This is a genomic window from Maricaulis sp. (genome assembly GCF_048268525.1).
Lineage (GTDB): Bacteria > Pseudomonadota > Alphaproteobacteria > Caulobacterales > Maricaulaceae > Maricaulis.
In genome coordinates, this window is record NZ_JBLWVH010000029.1 from 23,341 (window position 1) to 38,394 (window position 15,054).

Below are 15,054 nucleotides of genomic sequence, written 5' to 3' on the forward strand. Positions count from 1 at the left end.
CCACCGCGCTCAGGCCAACAGCAGGCGAACCAAATGTCGGACATCATAGAGGAAGACCGACTCGGCGCCCTCCAGTCGCTCGGCTTGCTCGACAGCGATCCCGAGGACGGGTTTGATGCCCTGACCGATCTGGTCTGTGTCGTAACCGGCGCGAGCATGGCCGCAGTGTCACTGGTTGATCGCGACCGGCAGTGGTTCAAGTCGACCGTGAACATACCGGTCTGCGAGACGCCTCGAGCCCACGCCTTTTGCGACCATGCGATCCGGCAGGACGGCCTGTATGAAGTACCCGACGCGCGTGAGCATCCGCTTTTCGCCGACAACCCGCTGGTGGTTGGCGCTCCGCACATTCGTGGCTATGCCGGTGTTCCGATAAGCCTGGCCAGCGGTGAAAAACTGGGCACGCTCTGTGCGATCCACGATGGACCGCTGGAGCTCGATGACACGGCTCGAGCACGCTTGGTATCGCTCGCCGGCATGGTTCAGGATCTCATTCGGGAACGCGTCGCAGCGCGCGAACAGGAGCGGCTGGCGCTCATTGCCCGACATACCAACAACGCCGTGATCATCACCGACCGGTCCGGCCTGATCGAGTGGGTCAATCCGGCGTTCGAACGGCTCACCGGCTACCCGCTCGACGAGGTGCGTGGACGCAAGCCGGGGGAGGCTCTGCAATGCGAGCGCTCCGATCCCGAAGCGATCCGCACAATGGCGGAGGCGATCAGGACGGCGACCGCGTGCGAGGTCGATATCGTCAACCGCAACAAGGCGGGTGAGGACTTCACGGTTCGTATCGAGCTGATGCCGACGATGGACGCGACAGGCACTTGCACTGGCTTCATGGCGGTCGAGACCGATATCTCGGAGCGGGAACGGGCGTCGTCCGGTCTGATCGAGAGCCAGAAACAGCTGGAATCGCTTCTGGAGCGTTTGTACGCCGTCACCGAAATGGGCGGAATTGGCAGCTGGGAGGTCGATCTGGCGACCGGAAACCCGGTTTGGGACGCCATTACCCGGAAGATCCATGAGGTGGACGCGGACTTCATCCCCGACATGGAATCCGCGATCAATTTCTATGCGCCTGAAGTGCGCGAAACAGTCTCCGCAGCCGTCGAGACCTGCATGGAATCCGGCGAGCCCTGGGATCTCGAGCTTCCCTTCATTACCGCCAAGCAGCGGCGCATCTGGGTTCGGGCCGTTGGACGGGCGGTTTACAGGGATGGCGAGGCGGTCCGCCTCGTCGGCTCATTCCAGGACATATCGGAGCGCCGCAAGCGCGAGGAGGAGCTTCGCCTCATCAGCACCCGGCTGGAGGTTGCCCTCGCGAGTTCCGGTATCGGTGTCTGGGATATCTGCCCGCCGACCAATGAATATCAATGGGATGAGGGAAGCCGCCGTCTGTTCGATGTGCCCGACGAAGCCCCCAATCCGACCCCGCAAGAGTGGTCGCAGCGCATCCATCCCGATGACCGCGCGAGCATCGCAGCGGCGCTTACCCATGCCTATGAAAAAAAAGGGCATATCACCCACGAATACCGGTATCGCATGACAGATGGCAGTTACCGCCATATCCGGTCGTTCGGAGTTTATCGGGAACGACTCGACGCGCCGTCGATCCTGACCGGTGTCCATATGGATGTGACCGCGGATCTTGAGCAGGCTGCCGCCCTCGACCGGGCCCGGGAGAAGGCCGAGAGTGCCAGCCGGGCCAAGTCCGAATTCCTCGCCAATATGAGTCATGAGATCAGGACGCCATTGAATGGTGTGCTGGGTATGACCCAGGTCCTGCAACTGACCGACCTGACCGATGCGCAGGCCAGAAACGTCGAAACGATCCAGAATTCCGGGCAGGCCTTGGCCGATCTGATCGACGACATCCTGGACATCTCCAAGATTGAAGCCGGCATGATCGAGGTGGAGCAGCGGGCGTTCGATCTTGGAAATCTGGTCTCGACAGTGCGGGACATGATGCAATTGCGGGCGCAGGAAAAGCGGCTCGACCTCAATGTGTCGATCCCAACAGAGCTGGGTGGTCGCGTTGTCGGCGATGAGAAGCGTTTGCGGCAGGTCCTGATCAATATCGTCGGCAATGCCGTGAAGTTCACGGCAGACGGGCAGGTCTGCGTTGAAATCAAGGCGGCGAGCCCGTCCCAGGTCGAGTTCCGTATCCGCGATACCGGTCCGGGCATTCCCTCTGACAAGCTTGCCAGCGTGTTTGACCGTTTCGCCCAGGCCGACGCGTCCACAACGCGGCGCTATGGCGGTTCCGGACTGGGACTGGCCATCTGCCGCGAACTTGTCGGCCTTATGGGCGGCGAGATCGGGGTCGAGAGTGAAGTGGGAGCCGGATCCGTTTTCTGGTTCCGACTGCCACTGCTCGCGGATGATGCCGTTGCCGCGGACAAGACAATGCCGGCCCGTCCGTCATCGCTGAAACGCGCAGGGGCCGGGCGCCACGTTCTTCTGGTCGATGATGTGGAGGCCAATCTCCTGGTTATTGCGGCCCTGCTAAAGCACAACAAGTTCGAGGTCGAGACAGCGAGCAATGGGGCGGAAGCGCTGCAGGCACTTGAGACCGAGCATTTCGATGCGGTGATGATGGACATACAGATGCCGGTCATGGCCGGTGACGAAGCGATCCGGCGCATCCGCGCGTCAGGCGAGCCCTGGGCCGATATCCCGCTCTTCGCGCTGACCGCCGATGCGACCCGCGCTACGCGGGAATTGTGCCAGACGATCGGGGCGACGGGCTATTTCACCAAGCCACTGGATCTGGCCGAGGTGCTGGAAGCGTTGAACCGGGAAATGCCGACGGCGGCGGACGACGACGTGACCGAGGCCGGCGCTTAGCGGCCACGCGCCTCGGAGAGGCCTTCGCGCGCCAGTTCGTCGGCGCGTTCATTGCCCGGATCGCCCGCATGCCCTTTCACCCAGCGCCAGTCGATGGTGTGCGACCGCGTCAGCTCATCAAGTCGTTGCCACAAATCGACATTCTTGACCGGCTTCTTGTCGGCGGTTTTCCAGCCGCGCTTCTTCCAGCCGTGGATCCACTTGGTGATCCCGTCGCGCAGGTAGACGCTGTCGGTAATCAGGATCACCGAGCGGTCGGCCTTCTTGAGGGCTTCCAGCGCCTGGATTGCGGCCATCATTTCCATGCGGTTATTGGTGGTATCGGCCTCGCCGCCCTTCAGCTCCTTGCGGTGACCATTCCATTCCAGGATGGCCCCCCAGCCGCCGGGACCGGGATTACCGGAACAGGCGCCATCGGTATGGATGGTGATGGTGCTCAAAGCGGATACTTCTTTGCCATGTCGTCGAGGCCGGCCTGGATGATCTCTTCGAGCACGTCCATGTCGATGTCGGCCAGCTTGTTGATGTACAGGCAGGACTTGCCGAGCTTGTGCTTGCCGAGGCGGGCCAGCTTGTCAGCATAATCGCTGTAGCCGGGAATGATGTAGAGGACGAGATTGGCCTTGCGAGGAGAGAAACCGGTGCGCATGAAGTCGCCTTCGCGACCGCTCTCATACTTGTAGTGGTATTCACCGAAGCCGACGATCGACGGGCCCCACATGCGCGGCTCCCAACCGGTGATGCGTTGCATGACGGCCAGAATGGTCTCGGCGTCGGCGCGTCGGGTCGGGTGCTCGATTGTGGCAATGAAGTCGGCCGGAGATGCGGTCGTCGGCTTGGTTTTGTTCTCGGACATGGCGTCTATCCTCAGGCTACGGCGCGAGGCAGTTTGAACACCACATCCTCGTCCGTCACGCGTATATCTTCCAGTCGGACGTCAAAGCGGGACCGGAAGGCCTCGATCAGGCCTTCCACCAGATCCTCAGGTGCCGAAGCGCCCGCCGTGATGCCAATGGTGCGAATTGAGCCGAGCGCCTGCCAGTCGACATCGGACGCACAGGAAACAAGGGCGGCAGCGCCCGCGCCGGCGCGTTGCGCGACCTCGACCAGCCTGACCGAATTCGACGAGTTCGGCGATCCGATCACGAAAACGATGTCGCTGCGTGGCGCCATCGCCTTGACCGCGGCCTGCCGGTTGGTCGTCGCATAACAGATGTCTTCCTTGTGCGGGGCCTTCATCTCCGGAAAGCGGTCCTGCAACGCGGTGACGATGGCCGATGTGTCGTCGACCGAGAGAGTCGTCTGGGTGACGAACGCGATCCGCTTCGGGTCCTTTGGCTTGAACCGCTCAACGTCGGCCATGGTCTCGACCAGGGTGATCGCGCCTTCAGGCAACTGTCCCATTGTGCCTACCACCTCGGGGTGACCGGCATGACCGATCAGAATGATTTCGTCGCCATTCGCAAAATGCCGCTCGGCCTCGACATGGACCTTCGACACAAGCGGGCAGGTCGCGTCCACATACATCATCTCCCGGCGCTCGGCCTCGGCGGGAACGGCCTTGGCGACGCCGTGTGCGGAAAACACCACCGGGCGATCCGTCGGACACTCGTCGAGCTCCTCCACGAAAACCGCGCCCAGGGCCTCCAGGCGTTCTACCACATGCCGGTTGTGAACAATCTCGTGACGTACGTAGACCGGGGCGCCGAAGCGCTCGATCGCGCGCTCCACGATCTGGATCGCACGGTCTACACCGGCACAGAAGCCGCGCGGTGCCGCGCGCAGGATGGTTAGCGGGGGGCGGGGTGTCGCTGTCACGCTCATCTCTCCTTCAGCGATGGCGTTGCGGAAGCGGCATCGCCATCGTATGACCGTCGTAACAAAGAGCCCGGTCCCAAGCCAGCGGCCGGGACTGCTTCCAGGACAGGTAGTACATAATGTCGTTGAAATCCGTGCGTACTCTCGCCGCCATCGCCGCAATGGCGGGCCTGCTGACCTCCTGCCAAAGCGTACAGGAAGCACTGTCTAACCCGGAACCGAATATCGGCCCGTGCCCGTCAGCCCTGTCACTGTATGACGCACACCGGATCGTCGAGCTGCGCAATAACGAAGTGGTCTACGAGAATGTGGGCTTTACCGGCGAGATCCTGGCTGTGCGGTCGCTGTGCAGCTATTACGGCGAACGTCCGATCCTAGCCAATCTGGAAATTGATTTCGGCTTTGGTCGAGGGCCGGCTGCGCAAGGCGATGTGAAGACGTACGAGTTTTTTGTCGCCGTAACGCGTCGTGATATGGCCGTGATGGCCAAGGAAGTCTTCCCGGTCAGCATTCGGTTCCCGGCCGGTCGGGACAGGGTTTATCGCACCGAGACGATCGACGCGATTTCCATCCCGCGCGCCGACGAAGGCACGTCGGGCGTCAATTTCGAAATCCTGGTCGGCTTCGAGCTGACCGAGGAACAACTCGCCTTCAACCGCTCCGGCCAGCGTTTCCGCGTGGCAGCCGGCCAGGACTGATCCCATGCCGTCTATTGCCGATCAGCTCAGCGCAGCGCTGGGCGACGCGTTTGCTTCCCAGGGGCTTCCGCGCGAGCTGGGCCGTGTGACACCGTCCAAACAGAAGCCGGAAGTCTTTCCTTTCCAGTGCAATGGCGCCATGCCGGCGGCCAAACAGGCCAAGACCAATCCGCGCGAACTGGCGGCCAAGCTGATCGAGGCGCTGCACGGCATCCCGCAGATCGGTGCCGCCGAGATTGCCGGCCCCGGTTTTATCAATCTGCGTCCGGCCGAACATCTTTATGGCGAACGTGCGGCGGACATCGCCAGCGATGACCGCGCCGGTGCCCCCAGAACCGATGCGCCGAAGACGGTAATGATCGATTTTGGTGGACCGAATGTCGCCAAGCCGATGCATGTCGGACATCTGCGCTCCTCCGTGCTCGGCGACAGCCTGCAACGCCTTTTCCGTTTCCGCGGTGACACCGTTGTATCGGACATTCATCTGGGTGATTGGGGTCTGCAGATGGGCCATTTGATCACCGAGCTACGCGAAGAACAGCCGGACCTCGTCTATTTCGATTCCGATATCACCGACGGCTACCCGTCCGAACCGCCGGTCACGATCGAGGATCTCGCTCGCCTTTACCCGCAGGCTTCGGTCAAGGCCAAGGCCGACCCGGAGCGACTCGAGGTCTCGCGTACCGCAACCGCCGAGCTGCAGGCCGGTCGGCCCGGATATCGAGCCTTGCTGCGCCATTTCATCGATGTCTCGGTGGCAGCCCTGAAACGCGATTTCGGCGCACTGGGCGTTCATTTCGACCTGTGGAAGGGCGAAAGCGATGTCGATCCCCTGATTCCCGGCCTGGTCGAGGACTTCAAGGCCCGCGGCGTTGCCGAGGAGAGCGAGGGCGCCTTGATCGTCCGCGTTGCCCGCGACGGTGACAAGAAAGAGCTGGCGCCCCTGATCCTGGTCTCCAAGACCGGCGCGGCGCTGTACGGCACAACGGATCTGGCCACTATTCTCGATCGCAAGCAGTCGGTCGGTCCGGACCTGACCCTCTATGTCGTCGACCTGGCCCAGGGTGATCATTTCGAGCAGGTCTTCCGCGCCGCCGAAAAAGCAGGCCTCGCCGAGGCGGGCGCGCTGGAGCATGTGAAGTTCGGCACGGTGAACGGGACAGACGGCAAGCGTCTGCGCACCCGCGATGGCGGGACTTTCCGTCTCGCCGACCTGATCTCCAGCGCTATTGAACGGGCCGATGAACGCCTCAAGGAGGCGGGCCTGGCTGCCGATGTCGGCGCTGAAGAGCATGACCGCGTCGCCCGCAAGGTCGGGCTGGCCGCGATCAAATTCGCCGATCTGCAAAACTACCGCACCACCAATTACGTCTTTGACCTGGATCGTTTCACCAGTTTTGAAGGCAAGACCGGCCCCTATCTCCTCTACGCCGCCGTGCGGGTGAAATCCCTGATGCGCCGTGCCGCCGAGGCCGGCGTGACGCCGGGCAAAATCCTTGTCGACGCCCAGGAAGAACGCGATCTGGTGCTCTGCCTCGACGCTTTCAGCGCCGCCCTCGACAATGCCGCCGACAATCGCGCCCCCAACGCGCTGTGCGACCACGCCTTCACGCTGGCCCAGGCCTTCTCGAAATTCTATTCCGCCTGCCCGGTCCTTGTGGCCGAGGAAGACAATGTGAAAGCCTCACGCCTGGCCCTCGCCCAGGCGACGCTGAAACAGCTCGAGCTATGTTTGGGCTTGCTCGGTTTGGAAGCGCCGGAGCGGATGTAGGGCTCTTCCCCGAAACAGGGGAGGGCAAGCGCAGCATCATACGGTAAACTGCTCTTTGTCCATTGAGGAGACCCATGATGATTTTCAGTCTAATAGCCAGTCTTGCCGGCCTTGCCGCGACCGAATTTCCTGATGATCCGGAGCAATTCTCCGCCTGGATGCAGCAATCCTGTCAGGTCCAGCAAATGCGCCGGTCCGGGGGCACGCCGTCCGATCATGACGCCTTTTGCAGCTGTCTTGACGGTGCGTTGAGTGCGGGTCTGTCGCCCGCGGCCTATCGTGTGATCGCGCTTGGGTCGCAAGGGGCGATCCAGGACGAAGGCATGATTGACGACTGGGAGGCCGCGCGTGATGCCGCTGCGACCGAGGTCACGGCTCTGGATCCTGAGGAGCAGTCGGCGATCCAGCCAGCGCTTCAGACCGGCCTGAGCATGTGCCTTAGCCTCGCCTATCAGGGCGAATAACGCGCGAATTAACCGCCGCGTGACATTGACTCTCGGGCGCGGACTCATAGAGTCCGCCGCAATTGCCAAGCCTGCGTGAAACCGGGTCTGGCGGGACCAAACTCCCCGCGGGAGAGACCGGCGAATATGCCGGCGCCGAAGGCGCAACCGCCCCGGAAACGCTCAGGCCAAGGGACCGCGGGAGAGACAAACGCTGGAAAGCGGGTGAGGGATCAAAGCCTTCGCCCCACCGACGGAGCAAGTGCGGCCGGTCCCGATCGGGGGGCATGAAGGCTCGCACGGAATCTCTCAGGTATTCGGGACAGCGGGGGCGATCAGCTTGCAGGCCTTGCCGGGCGTGCAGGATCGCGCCTCTGCAAGGACCCGAAATGACCGAAACGCTTCACAAGACACCGCTCCACGCCCTCCATGTCGAACTTGGCGGCAAGATGGTGCCGTTTGCCGGCTATGACATGCCGGTCCAATATCCGCTCGGCATCATGGGCGAGCACAAGCATTGCCGCGAACAGGCCGGCCTGTTCGACGTCTCCCATATGGGACAGGCGCGCTATGTCGGTGAGGAGGCGGCGCTGGAAGCGCTTTTGACCTGCGACCTCTCCGAGATCGGGGCCGGCGAACAGAAATACACCCTCTTGCCCAATGAGCGCGGCGGTATCCGCGATGACCTGATGGTCTCACGCCCCGATGGCAATGGCATTTATCTGGTCGTGAACGCTGCGACCAAGGACGCCGATTTCGCGCATATCGAAGCCGCGACCGCCGGCAAGGGCACACTGACCCGCATTCCCGAGCGCGCGCTTCTGGCGCTGCAGGGACCGGCGGCGAAAGAGGTCATGGCGCGGCTCTGCCCTCAGGCCTGCAAGATGGTCTTCATGCAGTGCGGCGTGTTCACGCTGGACGGTGTCGAGGTGATGATGTCGCGCTCGGGCTATACCGGTGAAGACGGGTTCGAGATTTCCATCCCGGAGGCCGAGGCTGACCGCATTGCCCGCCTGCTGCTGGCCCAGGATGAAGTGGCTGCCATCGGCCTTGGCGCCCGCGACAGCCTGCGTCTGGAAGCCGGACTTTGCCTTTATGGCCACGACATGGACGAAAACCGCACCGCGGTCGAAGCCTCCCTGATCTGGGCCCTGGCCAAGACGCGCCGCGAGCGCGGGAATTTCCCCGGCGCCGACGTGATCGCAAAGCAGATCGAAGAGAAGGCCTGCCAGAAGCGGGTCGGCCTTACACTGACCGGCGCTCCGGCCCGCGAAGGCGCCGAGATCGCCGACAAGTCGGGCAATATCATCGGCATCGTCACCTCCGGCGGCTTCGGCCCGACCGTGAACGGTCCGGTCGCCATGGGCTATGTGAACCGCGATTTCATGGCACCGGGCACCGAGGTCGACATCCTCGTGCGCGGCAAGCCGCGCGCCGCCACCATCACCAAACTGCCGTTCGTACCGGCGAATTTCTATCGGGGCTGAGGCCCGGTTTTCCTATCAGGGGCAGGAGATAAACCCATGACCACACGTTACACCGAAGACCATGAATGGATCACCGTTGACGGCGATATCGCCACCGTCGGCATCACCGCTTTCGCTGCCGGCCAGCTCGGCGATGTTGTGTTTGTCGAACTGCCGGAAGTCGGCAAGACCCTCGCCAAGGGCGACGAGTTCGCTGTCGTCGAATCGGTGAAGGCCGCCTCTGAGGTCTATGCCCCGGTCGATGGTGAGATCACCGCCATCAATGACGCGCTCGAAGGCGAGCCGGCCAAGGTCAATGAAGACGCCACCGGCGAGGGCTGGTTCGTCAAGATCAAGCTCGCAAACGCCGCCCAGCTCGAAGGCCTGATGGACGAAGCCGCGTACAGCGCACATACGGCGTAAAGGACGACTGGATGGGGAAGCTCCGTCAGTTCAGCAAGCAGGTCCTGCCTTATGCGTTGATGCTTTTCCTGTCGATCCGCTGGATCTGGGACGAGGACGCAACGCGTTTCCAATTGGTCTTTGCTGGCGGCGCCATAGCGCTGCTGGCATCGATCGTGATCAGGGCAGCGATCGATGTGTTTGGACAGGAGCGCCTCGGGCGGGTTGGCCGTTCTGTCAGCTGGGCAACGCAAATGACTGTGGCGGCGGCTTTTTTCGCTGTGATTGCTGTCTGCGTCTATCTGTTCGGGGCCATGACAGTCGAGGCCGGCTGGTATGGTCTCGCGCTCACGACCGCCATCCTCATTCCCGTCATTACCATCACCATCGTCCTCGGTGGCCACAAGCCGCTTCTTGACTGGTTCAACTCTCTGCGCAGGAAAGCCTGATGCGATACCTCCCCCACACAGATACCGACCGGAAGGCCATGCTCGATGCGATCGGCGTGGCTTCCATCGATGATCTCTTCACCGATGTGCCGGAAGCGGCCCGCCTGGATGGTCTGGTTGACCTGCCGACCAAGCAGACCGAGCTGCAGGTCGAACGCGCCATGGCGGCCATGTCGTCGCGCAATGTCGCGGCCAGCCAGGCGCCCTTCTTTGTGGGAGCGGGCGCTTACAAGCACCATGTCCCGGCGACCGTGGATCATCTGATCCAGCGCTCCGAATTCCTGACGGCCTACACGCCCTACCAGCCGGAAATCTCCCAGGGGACCTTGCAGACCCTGTTTGAATTCCAGACCCAGGTCGCGCTCCTGACCGGCATGGATGTCGCCAATGCCTCCATGTATGACGGTTCCACGGCCTGCGCCGAGGCGGTCATGATGGCGGCCCGCGTGACGCGGCGGACCAAGGCCGTGATGGCCGGTTCGGTCCATCCGCATTATGTTGAGGCCTCGCAGACGCTGGCCAAGTATTCTGATGTCTCAATCACCGTTACTGATGCGGCCCCGGCCGATCTGGATGCCGTGATTGCCGAGATCGATGACACGACGGCCTGTGTGGTTATCCAGACGCCGGACATATTCGGTCGCCTGCACGATTTGCGTGAAGTCTCGCGGATCGCCCATGAAAAGGGTGCTCTCGTCATCGCCGTCTTCACCGAAGCCGTGTCACTGGGTCTGGTTGAAGCGCCGGGCAATATGGGTGCGGATATTGCCGTGGGTGAGGGCCAGTCGATTGGTGTCGGCCTGAATTTCGGTGGTCCCTATGTCGGCCTCTTTGCCTGCAAGGACGACCGTCGCTTTATCCGCCAGATGCCGGGTCGCCTGGCCGGCGAGACCATCGATGCCGATGGTCGCCGCGGCTATGTCCTGACCCTGTCGACCCGCGAGCAACATATCCGGCGCGACAAGGCGACCTCGAATATCTGCACCAATGCCGGCCTGTGCTCGCTGGCCTGGACCATCCACATGACGCTGCTGGGTGAGAAGGGCCTGACTCAGCTTGCCCGTCTCAATCACGAGACCGCTTGCGAGCTGGCCGATGCGCTGTCCTCGATCCCGGGTGTCGAACTGGTCAATGAGACTTTCTTCAACGAGTTCACCATCCTGCTGCCGAAGAATGCCGACCAGGTGGTCAATGACCTGGCGCGCTTCGGCGTGCTAGGCGGGGTGCCAGCCAGCCGCCTCTATCCGGGCCGGTTCGAGAATTATCTCATCGTCGCCGCCACCGAAACCAACACGCCGGAAGACATCGCCGTCTTCGCCAAGGCCCTCGCGGGAGTGCTCTGATCATGTCGATGAACACCCAAGGACGCCCCACCCGCATGGCCGAGAATATCGCCACCGGCGGCTATGCCGACACAATTTCCGGCAGCCGGGGTCTCGACCAGGCCGAACCGTTAATCTTCGAGCGCGGTGACATGGATCGCTGCGGTGTCGACCTGCCCGAACCCAAGGGGCTCAAGACCCGCTTGGGCGGTCTCGAGCGCAAGGACGCGATCGGCCTGCCCGGTCTCGCCGAGCCGGAAACGATGCGCCACTATGTGCGCCTGAGCCGGAAGAATTACGCCATCGATCTGGGCCTTTACCCGCTCGGCTCGTGCACGATGAAGCACAATCCGCGCCTCAACGAGAAGGTCGCCCGGATGCCGGGCTTTGCCGATGTGCATCCGCTGCAGCCAGCCTCGACGGTGCAGGGCGCCTATCAGGTGATGGGCGAGCTGGCCCATTGGCTGATGACGCTGACCAACATGCCCGCGGTCGCCCTGTCGCCGAAAGCCGGCGCCCATGGCGAATTCTGCGGCATGATGGCGATCCGTGCTCGGCTCGACGCCGATGGCCAGACCCAACGCCGCCGTGTCCTGGTGCCGGAAAGCGCGCACGGCACCAATCCGGCGACCGCCGTTCAGTGTGGTTTCACGGTCGACGAGATCCCGGCCGATGCGACCGGCCGTGTCGACATGGAGGCCTTCAAGGCCAAGCTCGGTGATGATGTCGCTGGCATCATGCTGACCAATCCCAACACGTGCGGCCTGTTTGAACGCGACATTCGCGAGATCGCCGATTTGATCCACGAGGCGGGCGGCTATTTCTACTGCGACGGTGCCAATTTCAACGCCATTGTCGGCCGGGTCCGCCCGGGCGATCTCGGCGTCGATGCCATGCACATCAACCTGCACAAAACCTTCTCCACCCCGCATGGCGGCGGTGGCCCGGGTTCCGGTCCGACCGTGCTGTCTGACGCGCTGGCCCCCTTCGCGCCGGTGCCTTACGTCGTCGCAACAGACAAGGATGGCTGGGACCTGGTCGAGCATATGGACGAGGCCGAGGGGTCGCCCTTTGGCCGCATGGCGGCCTTCCACGGCCAGATGGGCATGTTCACGCGCGCCCTGACCTACATGATGAGCCATGGCTCGGATGGCCTGAAACAGGTTGCCGAGGATGCCGTCCTCAACGCCAACTACATCCAGGCCCGCCTCAGCCATGTCATGACCGTGGCCTTCGAGGGCACTTGCATGCACGAGGCCCTGTTCGATGATCGCTTCCTCAAGGATACCGGCGTCACCACGCTCGATTTTGCCAAGGCGATGATCGATGAGGGCTATCATCCGATGACCATGTATTTCCCGCTGGTCGTTCACGGGGCCATGCTGATCGAGCCGACCGAGACGGAGTCGATGAGTGGTCTCGACCGCTTTATCGAGGTCCTCGATGCGCTCGCGACCGCGGCCAAGGCGGGTGATACAGGCCGCTTCCTGGCGGCGCCGGTCCACGCTCCGACCAAGCGCCTCGACGAAACCCGCGCCGCACGCCAGCCGGTCCTGCGCTGGACACCATCGGAACAAGCTGCCGAGTAACGATTCCGGCATCCGGGACCACGCACTGCGTGGTCCCGGATGACAGGATGACCCTAATCCGATTAATTTATGCGCATCGTCAGAGCTGCAGGAGGTTCCGGCGATCAGGGTGGGGTGGATGGCCCTGTCCTGTAAAGCCGGTTCACGAAACCGGTGCGCAGATGCAACATCTTGCCGCCGACTGATGGGCGCGCCTGAATTTCGGCGCTTTTGTCTCGCATTGGGGTGATGTTTACGCGTTTATGGTTGTCTGTCCGTCCGCGCATCCCATATCGGAGATGCGCCCCGACGGACGGGGTTGGAGATGGTCGCAGCAATGAATGAGAGCCTGAACGGTTGGGCGAGAAGCCATCCGATTGGCGCCTTCGTGGTGCTGATCATCCGTGGCATCTGTATCGCCGTCGGCTTGCTGCTGATGGTGATCTCGGTTCCCGTCGCGATCCTCACCCCCTTCCCGCTGGTCCCGATCGGGGCCTTTGTCGGCCTGTTCGGACTGGTTCTAGTCGCCGGTGCGTCGAAGACCCTGCACGCCAAGATCACCGAACTTCTGCGCAAGGTGCCGTGGCTGTGGAAGCGCGTGCGCTGGGCGTTCGGCGAGAAAGACGCCGACCCGGCTGAGTAGTCAGTCCGGCTGACGACCGGCCCGCATCCGCCCGGGCGCCATTCCATAGTATTTCCTGAAGGCGCGGCTGAAGGCCGCATCGGAGCCGTAGCCGTACCGTTCGCTGATATCGGCGAGGCTGTCCTGCGTCTGCACGAGGGCTTCGCGGGCGCGGGCCAGTCGGTGCCGGGTGACATATTTCATCGGAGCGGTGTCCAGCATCGCCGTGAAGCGGGCGCAAAAGGCCGAACGTGACATGGCAGCGATGCCGGCCAGGCTGTCGAGTGTCCAATGGGTCGACGTGTCCGTGTGGATGGCGGCGAGGGCGCGTCCAAGGCCCGGCTCGTGAAGGGCGGCGAGCCAGCCGCGCTCGCCCCGTTCGGCCTGTTCAAGCCAGCGGCGAATCAGCTGGATCACCAGAATGTCGGCGAGCCGGGTAATCAGCGTCTCGCTGCCCGGTCGCATCAGACGCGCCTCCTCGCTGATCAGCTGCACGGTCGAGCGCAGCCAGGTCTCGACCGGCGCATCCCAGCCATTGACTTCGATACTCTCCGGCAGTTCGCGAAACAGCTGCCGGGTGGTCGGGTCCTCGATCTTCATGAGAGCAAAGGTGAAGCGCGTTTCGGCCCCGCCGCCGCCATGGAAAACGCGCTCGAAGCGGCGGGTGACGGGTTCTACCGGTAAATCATCGAGCGCGGTCAGGCTGGCGTTTGGCGCACTGGCCAGCTGCATGGGCTGGCCGCGCGTCAAAAGGGTGAGGCTGCCCGGCTGCAAAAGGCGGGTCTCATCCGTCGCCGTCGCCAGATGGGCCGTGCCGGCGGTGATGATGAGCAGGCCCACCTGATCGTCGAGCGAGGGCACATCAATGCCCCAGGGCGCCGTCATCACGCCTTGACAGTACAGCGTGCCGGACAGTTGCAGGGCCTGCAGGGCGAGCGCCAGGGGGGTGTGGGTGTCATCGATGATGAGGGTCGGACCGGACATGGTCCCAGCTTGGCCAGGCTATCGACGAAAATCCAGTGCTTTGGACGATTGGTCAAAAAATCCGGTCATACTGCAATTAAAATCCTGCATCAGGCGCGTCACAACGATGGACAAGCAAGTCTGGCTAAAGGAGATCCTGATGACTGCAAACCTGATGACCCGTATCGTTCTCGCGCTGGCCGGGCTGGCCGCCCTGCTGATTGGCGCCATCCTGCTGCTCGACCCGCAAGCGCTCTATGCCGGATCCGGGCTGGTCCTGGATGGCGGAGCCAGCCAGCTCAGCGAGATCCGCGCCCCGGCCGGGCTCCTGGTGTTGACCGGGCTGGTCGGGTTGGCCGGATCGACTTGGCTGAAATGGGCGACCGCCGCCTTGCAGCTGACGGTTCTGGTCTTTCTCGGCTATGGCGTTGGCCGTGTGGCCAGCCTTGCGCTGGACGGCATACCGTCCGACTCGCTGGTCCTGGCCATGTTGATCGAGTGGGGGATCGGGGTGCTGGCGCTGGGCCTGCTCATGGTCCGCAATCGCTCCGGCGCGTCGGCCTGACGCCGGGCCCGATCCCTGGCCCGATCCCTGTTCTTTCCCTCACAGGCAAACGAAAAGGCCCGCAGCAGTCGCTGCGGCCCTTCTTGTGCCCAGCCAATGTGCGGACGGCCTAGTTCA

The 15,054-nt window shown here is 62.9% G+C and carries 15 protein-coding genes and 1 riboswitch; of the genes, 11 read left to right on the forward strand and 4 right to left on the reverse strand.

The genetic code is table 11. The features are described 5' to 3' along the window. Positions 1–33 precede the first annotated feature (33 nt). Positions 34–2,850 (forward strand): ATP-binding protein, encoded by a 2,817-nt coding sequence (locus ACN0X9_RS13430; RefSeq protein ID WP_417488072.1) that lies wholly within the window; start codon positions 34–36, stop codon positions 2,848–2,850. Here ACN0X9_RS13430 and rnhA read toward each other — a convergent pair. From rnhA to ispH, 3 genes are read right to left on the reverse strand one after another with little or no spacing between them, the layout of a single operon-like run. Further along, positions 2,847–3,290 carry a ribonuclease HI gene (gene rnhA / locus ACN0X9_RS13435; protein ID WP_417488073.1) on the reverse strand — a complete coding sequence of 148 codons (444 nt, stop codon included), beginning with the start codon at positions 3,288–3,290 and terminating at the stop codon, positions 2,847–2,849. The genes ACN0X9_RS13430 and rnhA overlap by 4 nt on opposite strands. Beyond that, the gene (locus ACN0X9_RS13440) at positions 3,287–3,706 is read right to left on the reverse strand and encodes a DUF1801 domain-containing protein (RefSeq protein ID WP_417488074.1); all 420 of its coding nucleotides are present in this window, start codon (positions 3,704–3,706) and stop codon (positions 3,287–3,289) included. Before ACN0X9_RS13440 ends, rnhA begins: the two co-directional genes overlap by 4 nt. A gap of 11 nt (positions 3,707–3,717) precedes the next feature. Then, positions 3,718–4,674: a 4-hydroxy-3-methylbut-2-enyl diphosphate reductase gene (gene ispH / locus ACN0X9_RS13445; protein ID WP_417488075.1), complete on the reverse strand. Its 957-nt coding sequence runs from the start codon at positions 4,672–4,674 to the stop codon at positions 3,718–3,720. A 113-nt stretch (positions 4,675–4,787) separates the two neighbouring features. Between ispH and ACN0X9_RS13450 the strand changes: the two genes are divergently transcribed. The 9 genes from ACN0X9_RS13450 to ACN0X9_RS13490 all read left to right on the forward strand — a co-directional run bounded on the left by ACN0X9_RS13450 (position 4,788) and on the right by ACN0X9_RS13490 (position 13,430). After that, positions 4,788–5,366, forward strand: coding sequence for a hypothetical protein (locus ACN0X9_RS13450; RefSeq protein WP_417488076.1), 579 nt, complete (start codon positions 4,788–4,790; stop codon positions 5,364–5,366). 4 nt (positions 5,367–5,370) lie between these two features. Beyond that, positions 5,371–7,137, forward strand: coding sequence for an arginine--tRNA ligase (gene argS, locus ACN0X9_RS13455; protein WP_417488077.1), 1,767 nt, complete (start codon positions 5,371–5,373; stop codon positions 7,135–7,137). Positions 7,138–7,211: 74 nt separating this feature from the next. Beyond that, on the forward strand, positions 7,212–7,601 hold the full coding sequence (locus ACN0X9_RS13460) for a hypothetical protein (protein ID WP_417488078.1): 390 nt from the start codon (positions 7,212–7,214) through the stop codon (positions 7,599–7,601). A 98-nt stretch (positions 7,602–7,699) separates the two neighbouring features. After that, a riboswitch (glycine riboswitch) is annotated at positions 7,700–7,789 on the forward strand. Positions 7,790–7,969: 180 nt separating this feature from the next. After that, a complete protein-coding gene (gcvT, locus tag ACN0X9_RS13465) occupies positions 7,970–9,067 on the forward strand; it encodes a glycine cleavage system aminomethyltransferase GcvT (RefSeq protein WP_417488079.1) in 1,098 nt (365 codons plus the stop codon). A gap of 36 nt (positions 9,068–9,103) precedes the next feature. Next, positions 9,104–9,469, forward strand: coding sequence for a glycine cleavage system protein GcvH (gene gcvH, locus ACN0X9_RS13470; RefSeq protein ID WP_417488080.1), 366 nt, complete (start codon positions 9,104–9,106; stop codon positions 9,467–9,469). Between the two features lie 11 nt (positions 9,470–9,480). Further along, positions 9,481–9,897 (forward strand): hypothetical protein, encoded by a 417-nt coding sequence (locus ACN0X9_RS13475; RefSeq protein ID WP_417488081.1) that lies wholly within the window; start codon positions 9,481–9,483, stop codon positions 9,895–9,897. Further along, positions 9,897–11,240: an aminomethyl-transferring glycine dehydrogenase subunit GcvPA gene (gene gcvPA / locus ACN0X9_RS13480; RefSeq protein ID WP_417488082.1), complete on the forward strand. Its 1,344-nt coding sequence runs from the start codon at positions 9,897–9,899 to the stop codon at positions 11,238–11,240. Before ACN0X9_RS13475 ends, gcvPA begins: the two co-directional genes overlap by 1 nt. Positions 11,241–11,242: 2 nt before the next feature. Beyond that, positions 11,243–12,808 (forward strand): aminomethyl-transferring glycine dehydrogenase subunit GcvPB, encoded by a 1,566-nt coding sequence (gene gcvPB, locus ACN0X9_RS13485; protein WP_417488083.1) that lies wholly within the window; start codon positions 11,243–11,245, stop codon positions 12,806–12,808. Positions 12,809–13,124: 316 nt separating this feature from the next. Next, the gene (locus tag ACN0X9_RS13490) at positions 13,125–13,430 is read left to right on the forward strand and encodes a hypothetical protein (RefSeq protein WP_417488084.1); all 306 of its coding nucleotides are present in this window, start codon (positions 13,125–13,127) and stop codon (positions 13,428–13,430) included. On the opposite strand, the gene ACN0X9_RS13495 is transcribed toward ACN0X9_RS13490, so the two are convergent. Beyond that, positions 13,431–14,393 carry an AraC family transcriptional regulator gene (locus ACN0X9_RS13495; RefSeq protein WP_417488085.1) on the reverse strand — a complete coding sequence of 321 codons (963 nt, stop codon included), beginning with the start codon at positions 14,391–14,393 and terminating at the stop codon, positions 13,431–13,433. A 139-nt stretch (positions 14,394–14,532) separates the two neighbouring features. Between ACN0X9_RS13495 and ACN0X9_RS13500 the strand changes: the two genes are divergently transcribed. After that, positions 14,533–14,937, forward strand: coding sequence for a DUF4345 domain-containing protein (locus ACN0X9_RS13500; RefSeq protein ID WP_417488086.1), 405 nt, complete (start codon positions 14,533–14,535; stop codon positions 14,935–14,937). The last annotated feature ends 117 nt before the right edge of the window (positions 14,938–15,054 follow it).

Coding starts and splice junctions, on each gene's coding strand:
- ACN0X9_RS13430 (WP_417488072.1), top strand. CDS start 34: ATGTCGGACATCATAGAGGAAGACCGACTCGGCGCCCTCCAGTCGCTC.
- ACN0X9_RS13440 (WP_417488074.1), bottom strand. CDS start 3,706: ATGTCCGAGAACAAAACCAAGCCGACGACCGCATCTCCGGCCGACTTC.
- ispH (WP_417488075.1), bottom strand. CDS start 4,674: ATGAGCGTGACAGCGACACCCCGCCCCCCGCTAACCATCCTGCGCGCG.
- ACN0X9_RS13450 (WP_417488076.1), top strand. CDS start 4,788: ATGTCGTTGAAATCCGTGCGTACTCTCGCCGCCATCGCCGCAATGGCG.
- argS (WP_417488077.1), top strand. CDS start 5,371: ATGCCGTCTATTGCCGATCAGCTCAGCGCAGCGCTGGGCGACGCGTTT.
- ACN0X9_RS13460 (WP_417488078.1), top strand. CDS start 7,212: ATGATGATTTTCAGTCTAATAGCCAGTCTTGCCGGCCTTGCCGCGACC.
- gcvT (WP_417488079.1), top strand. CDS start 7,970: ATGACCGAAACGCTTCACAAGACACCGCTCCACGCCCTCCATGTCGAA.
- gcvH (WP_417488080.1), top strand. CDS start 9,104: ATGACCACACGTTACACCGAAGACCATGAATGGATCACCGTTGACGGC.
- ACN0X9_RS13475 (WP_417488081.1), top strand. CDS start 9,481: ATGGGGAAGCTCCGTCAGTTCAGCAAGCAGGTCCTGCCTTATGCGTTG.
- gcvPA (WP_417488082.1), top strand. CDS start 9,897: ATGCGATACCTCCCCCACACAGATACCGACCGGAAGGCCATGCTCGAT.
- gcvPB (WP_417488083.1), top strand. CDS start 11,243: ATGTCGATGAACACCCAAGGACGCCCCACCCGCATGGCCGAGAATATC.
- ACN0X9_RS13490 (WP_417488084.1), top strand. CDS start 13,125: ATGAATGAGAGCCTGAACGGTTGGGCGAGAAGCCATCCGATTGGCGCC.
- ACN0X9_RS13495 (WP_417488085.1), bottom strand. CDS start 14,393: ATGTCCGGTCCGACCCTCATCATCGATGACACCCACACCCCCCTGGCG.
- ACN0X9_RS13500 (WP_417488086.1), top strand. CDS start 14,533: ATGACTGCAAACCTGATGACCCGTATCGTTCTCGCGCTGGCCGGGCTG.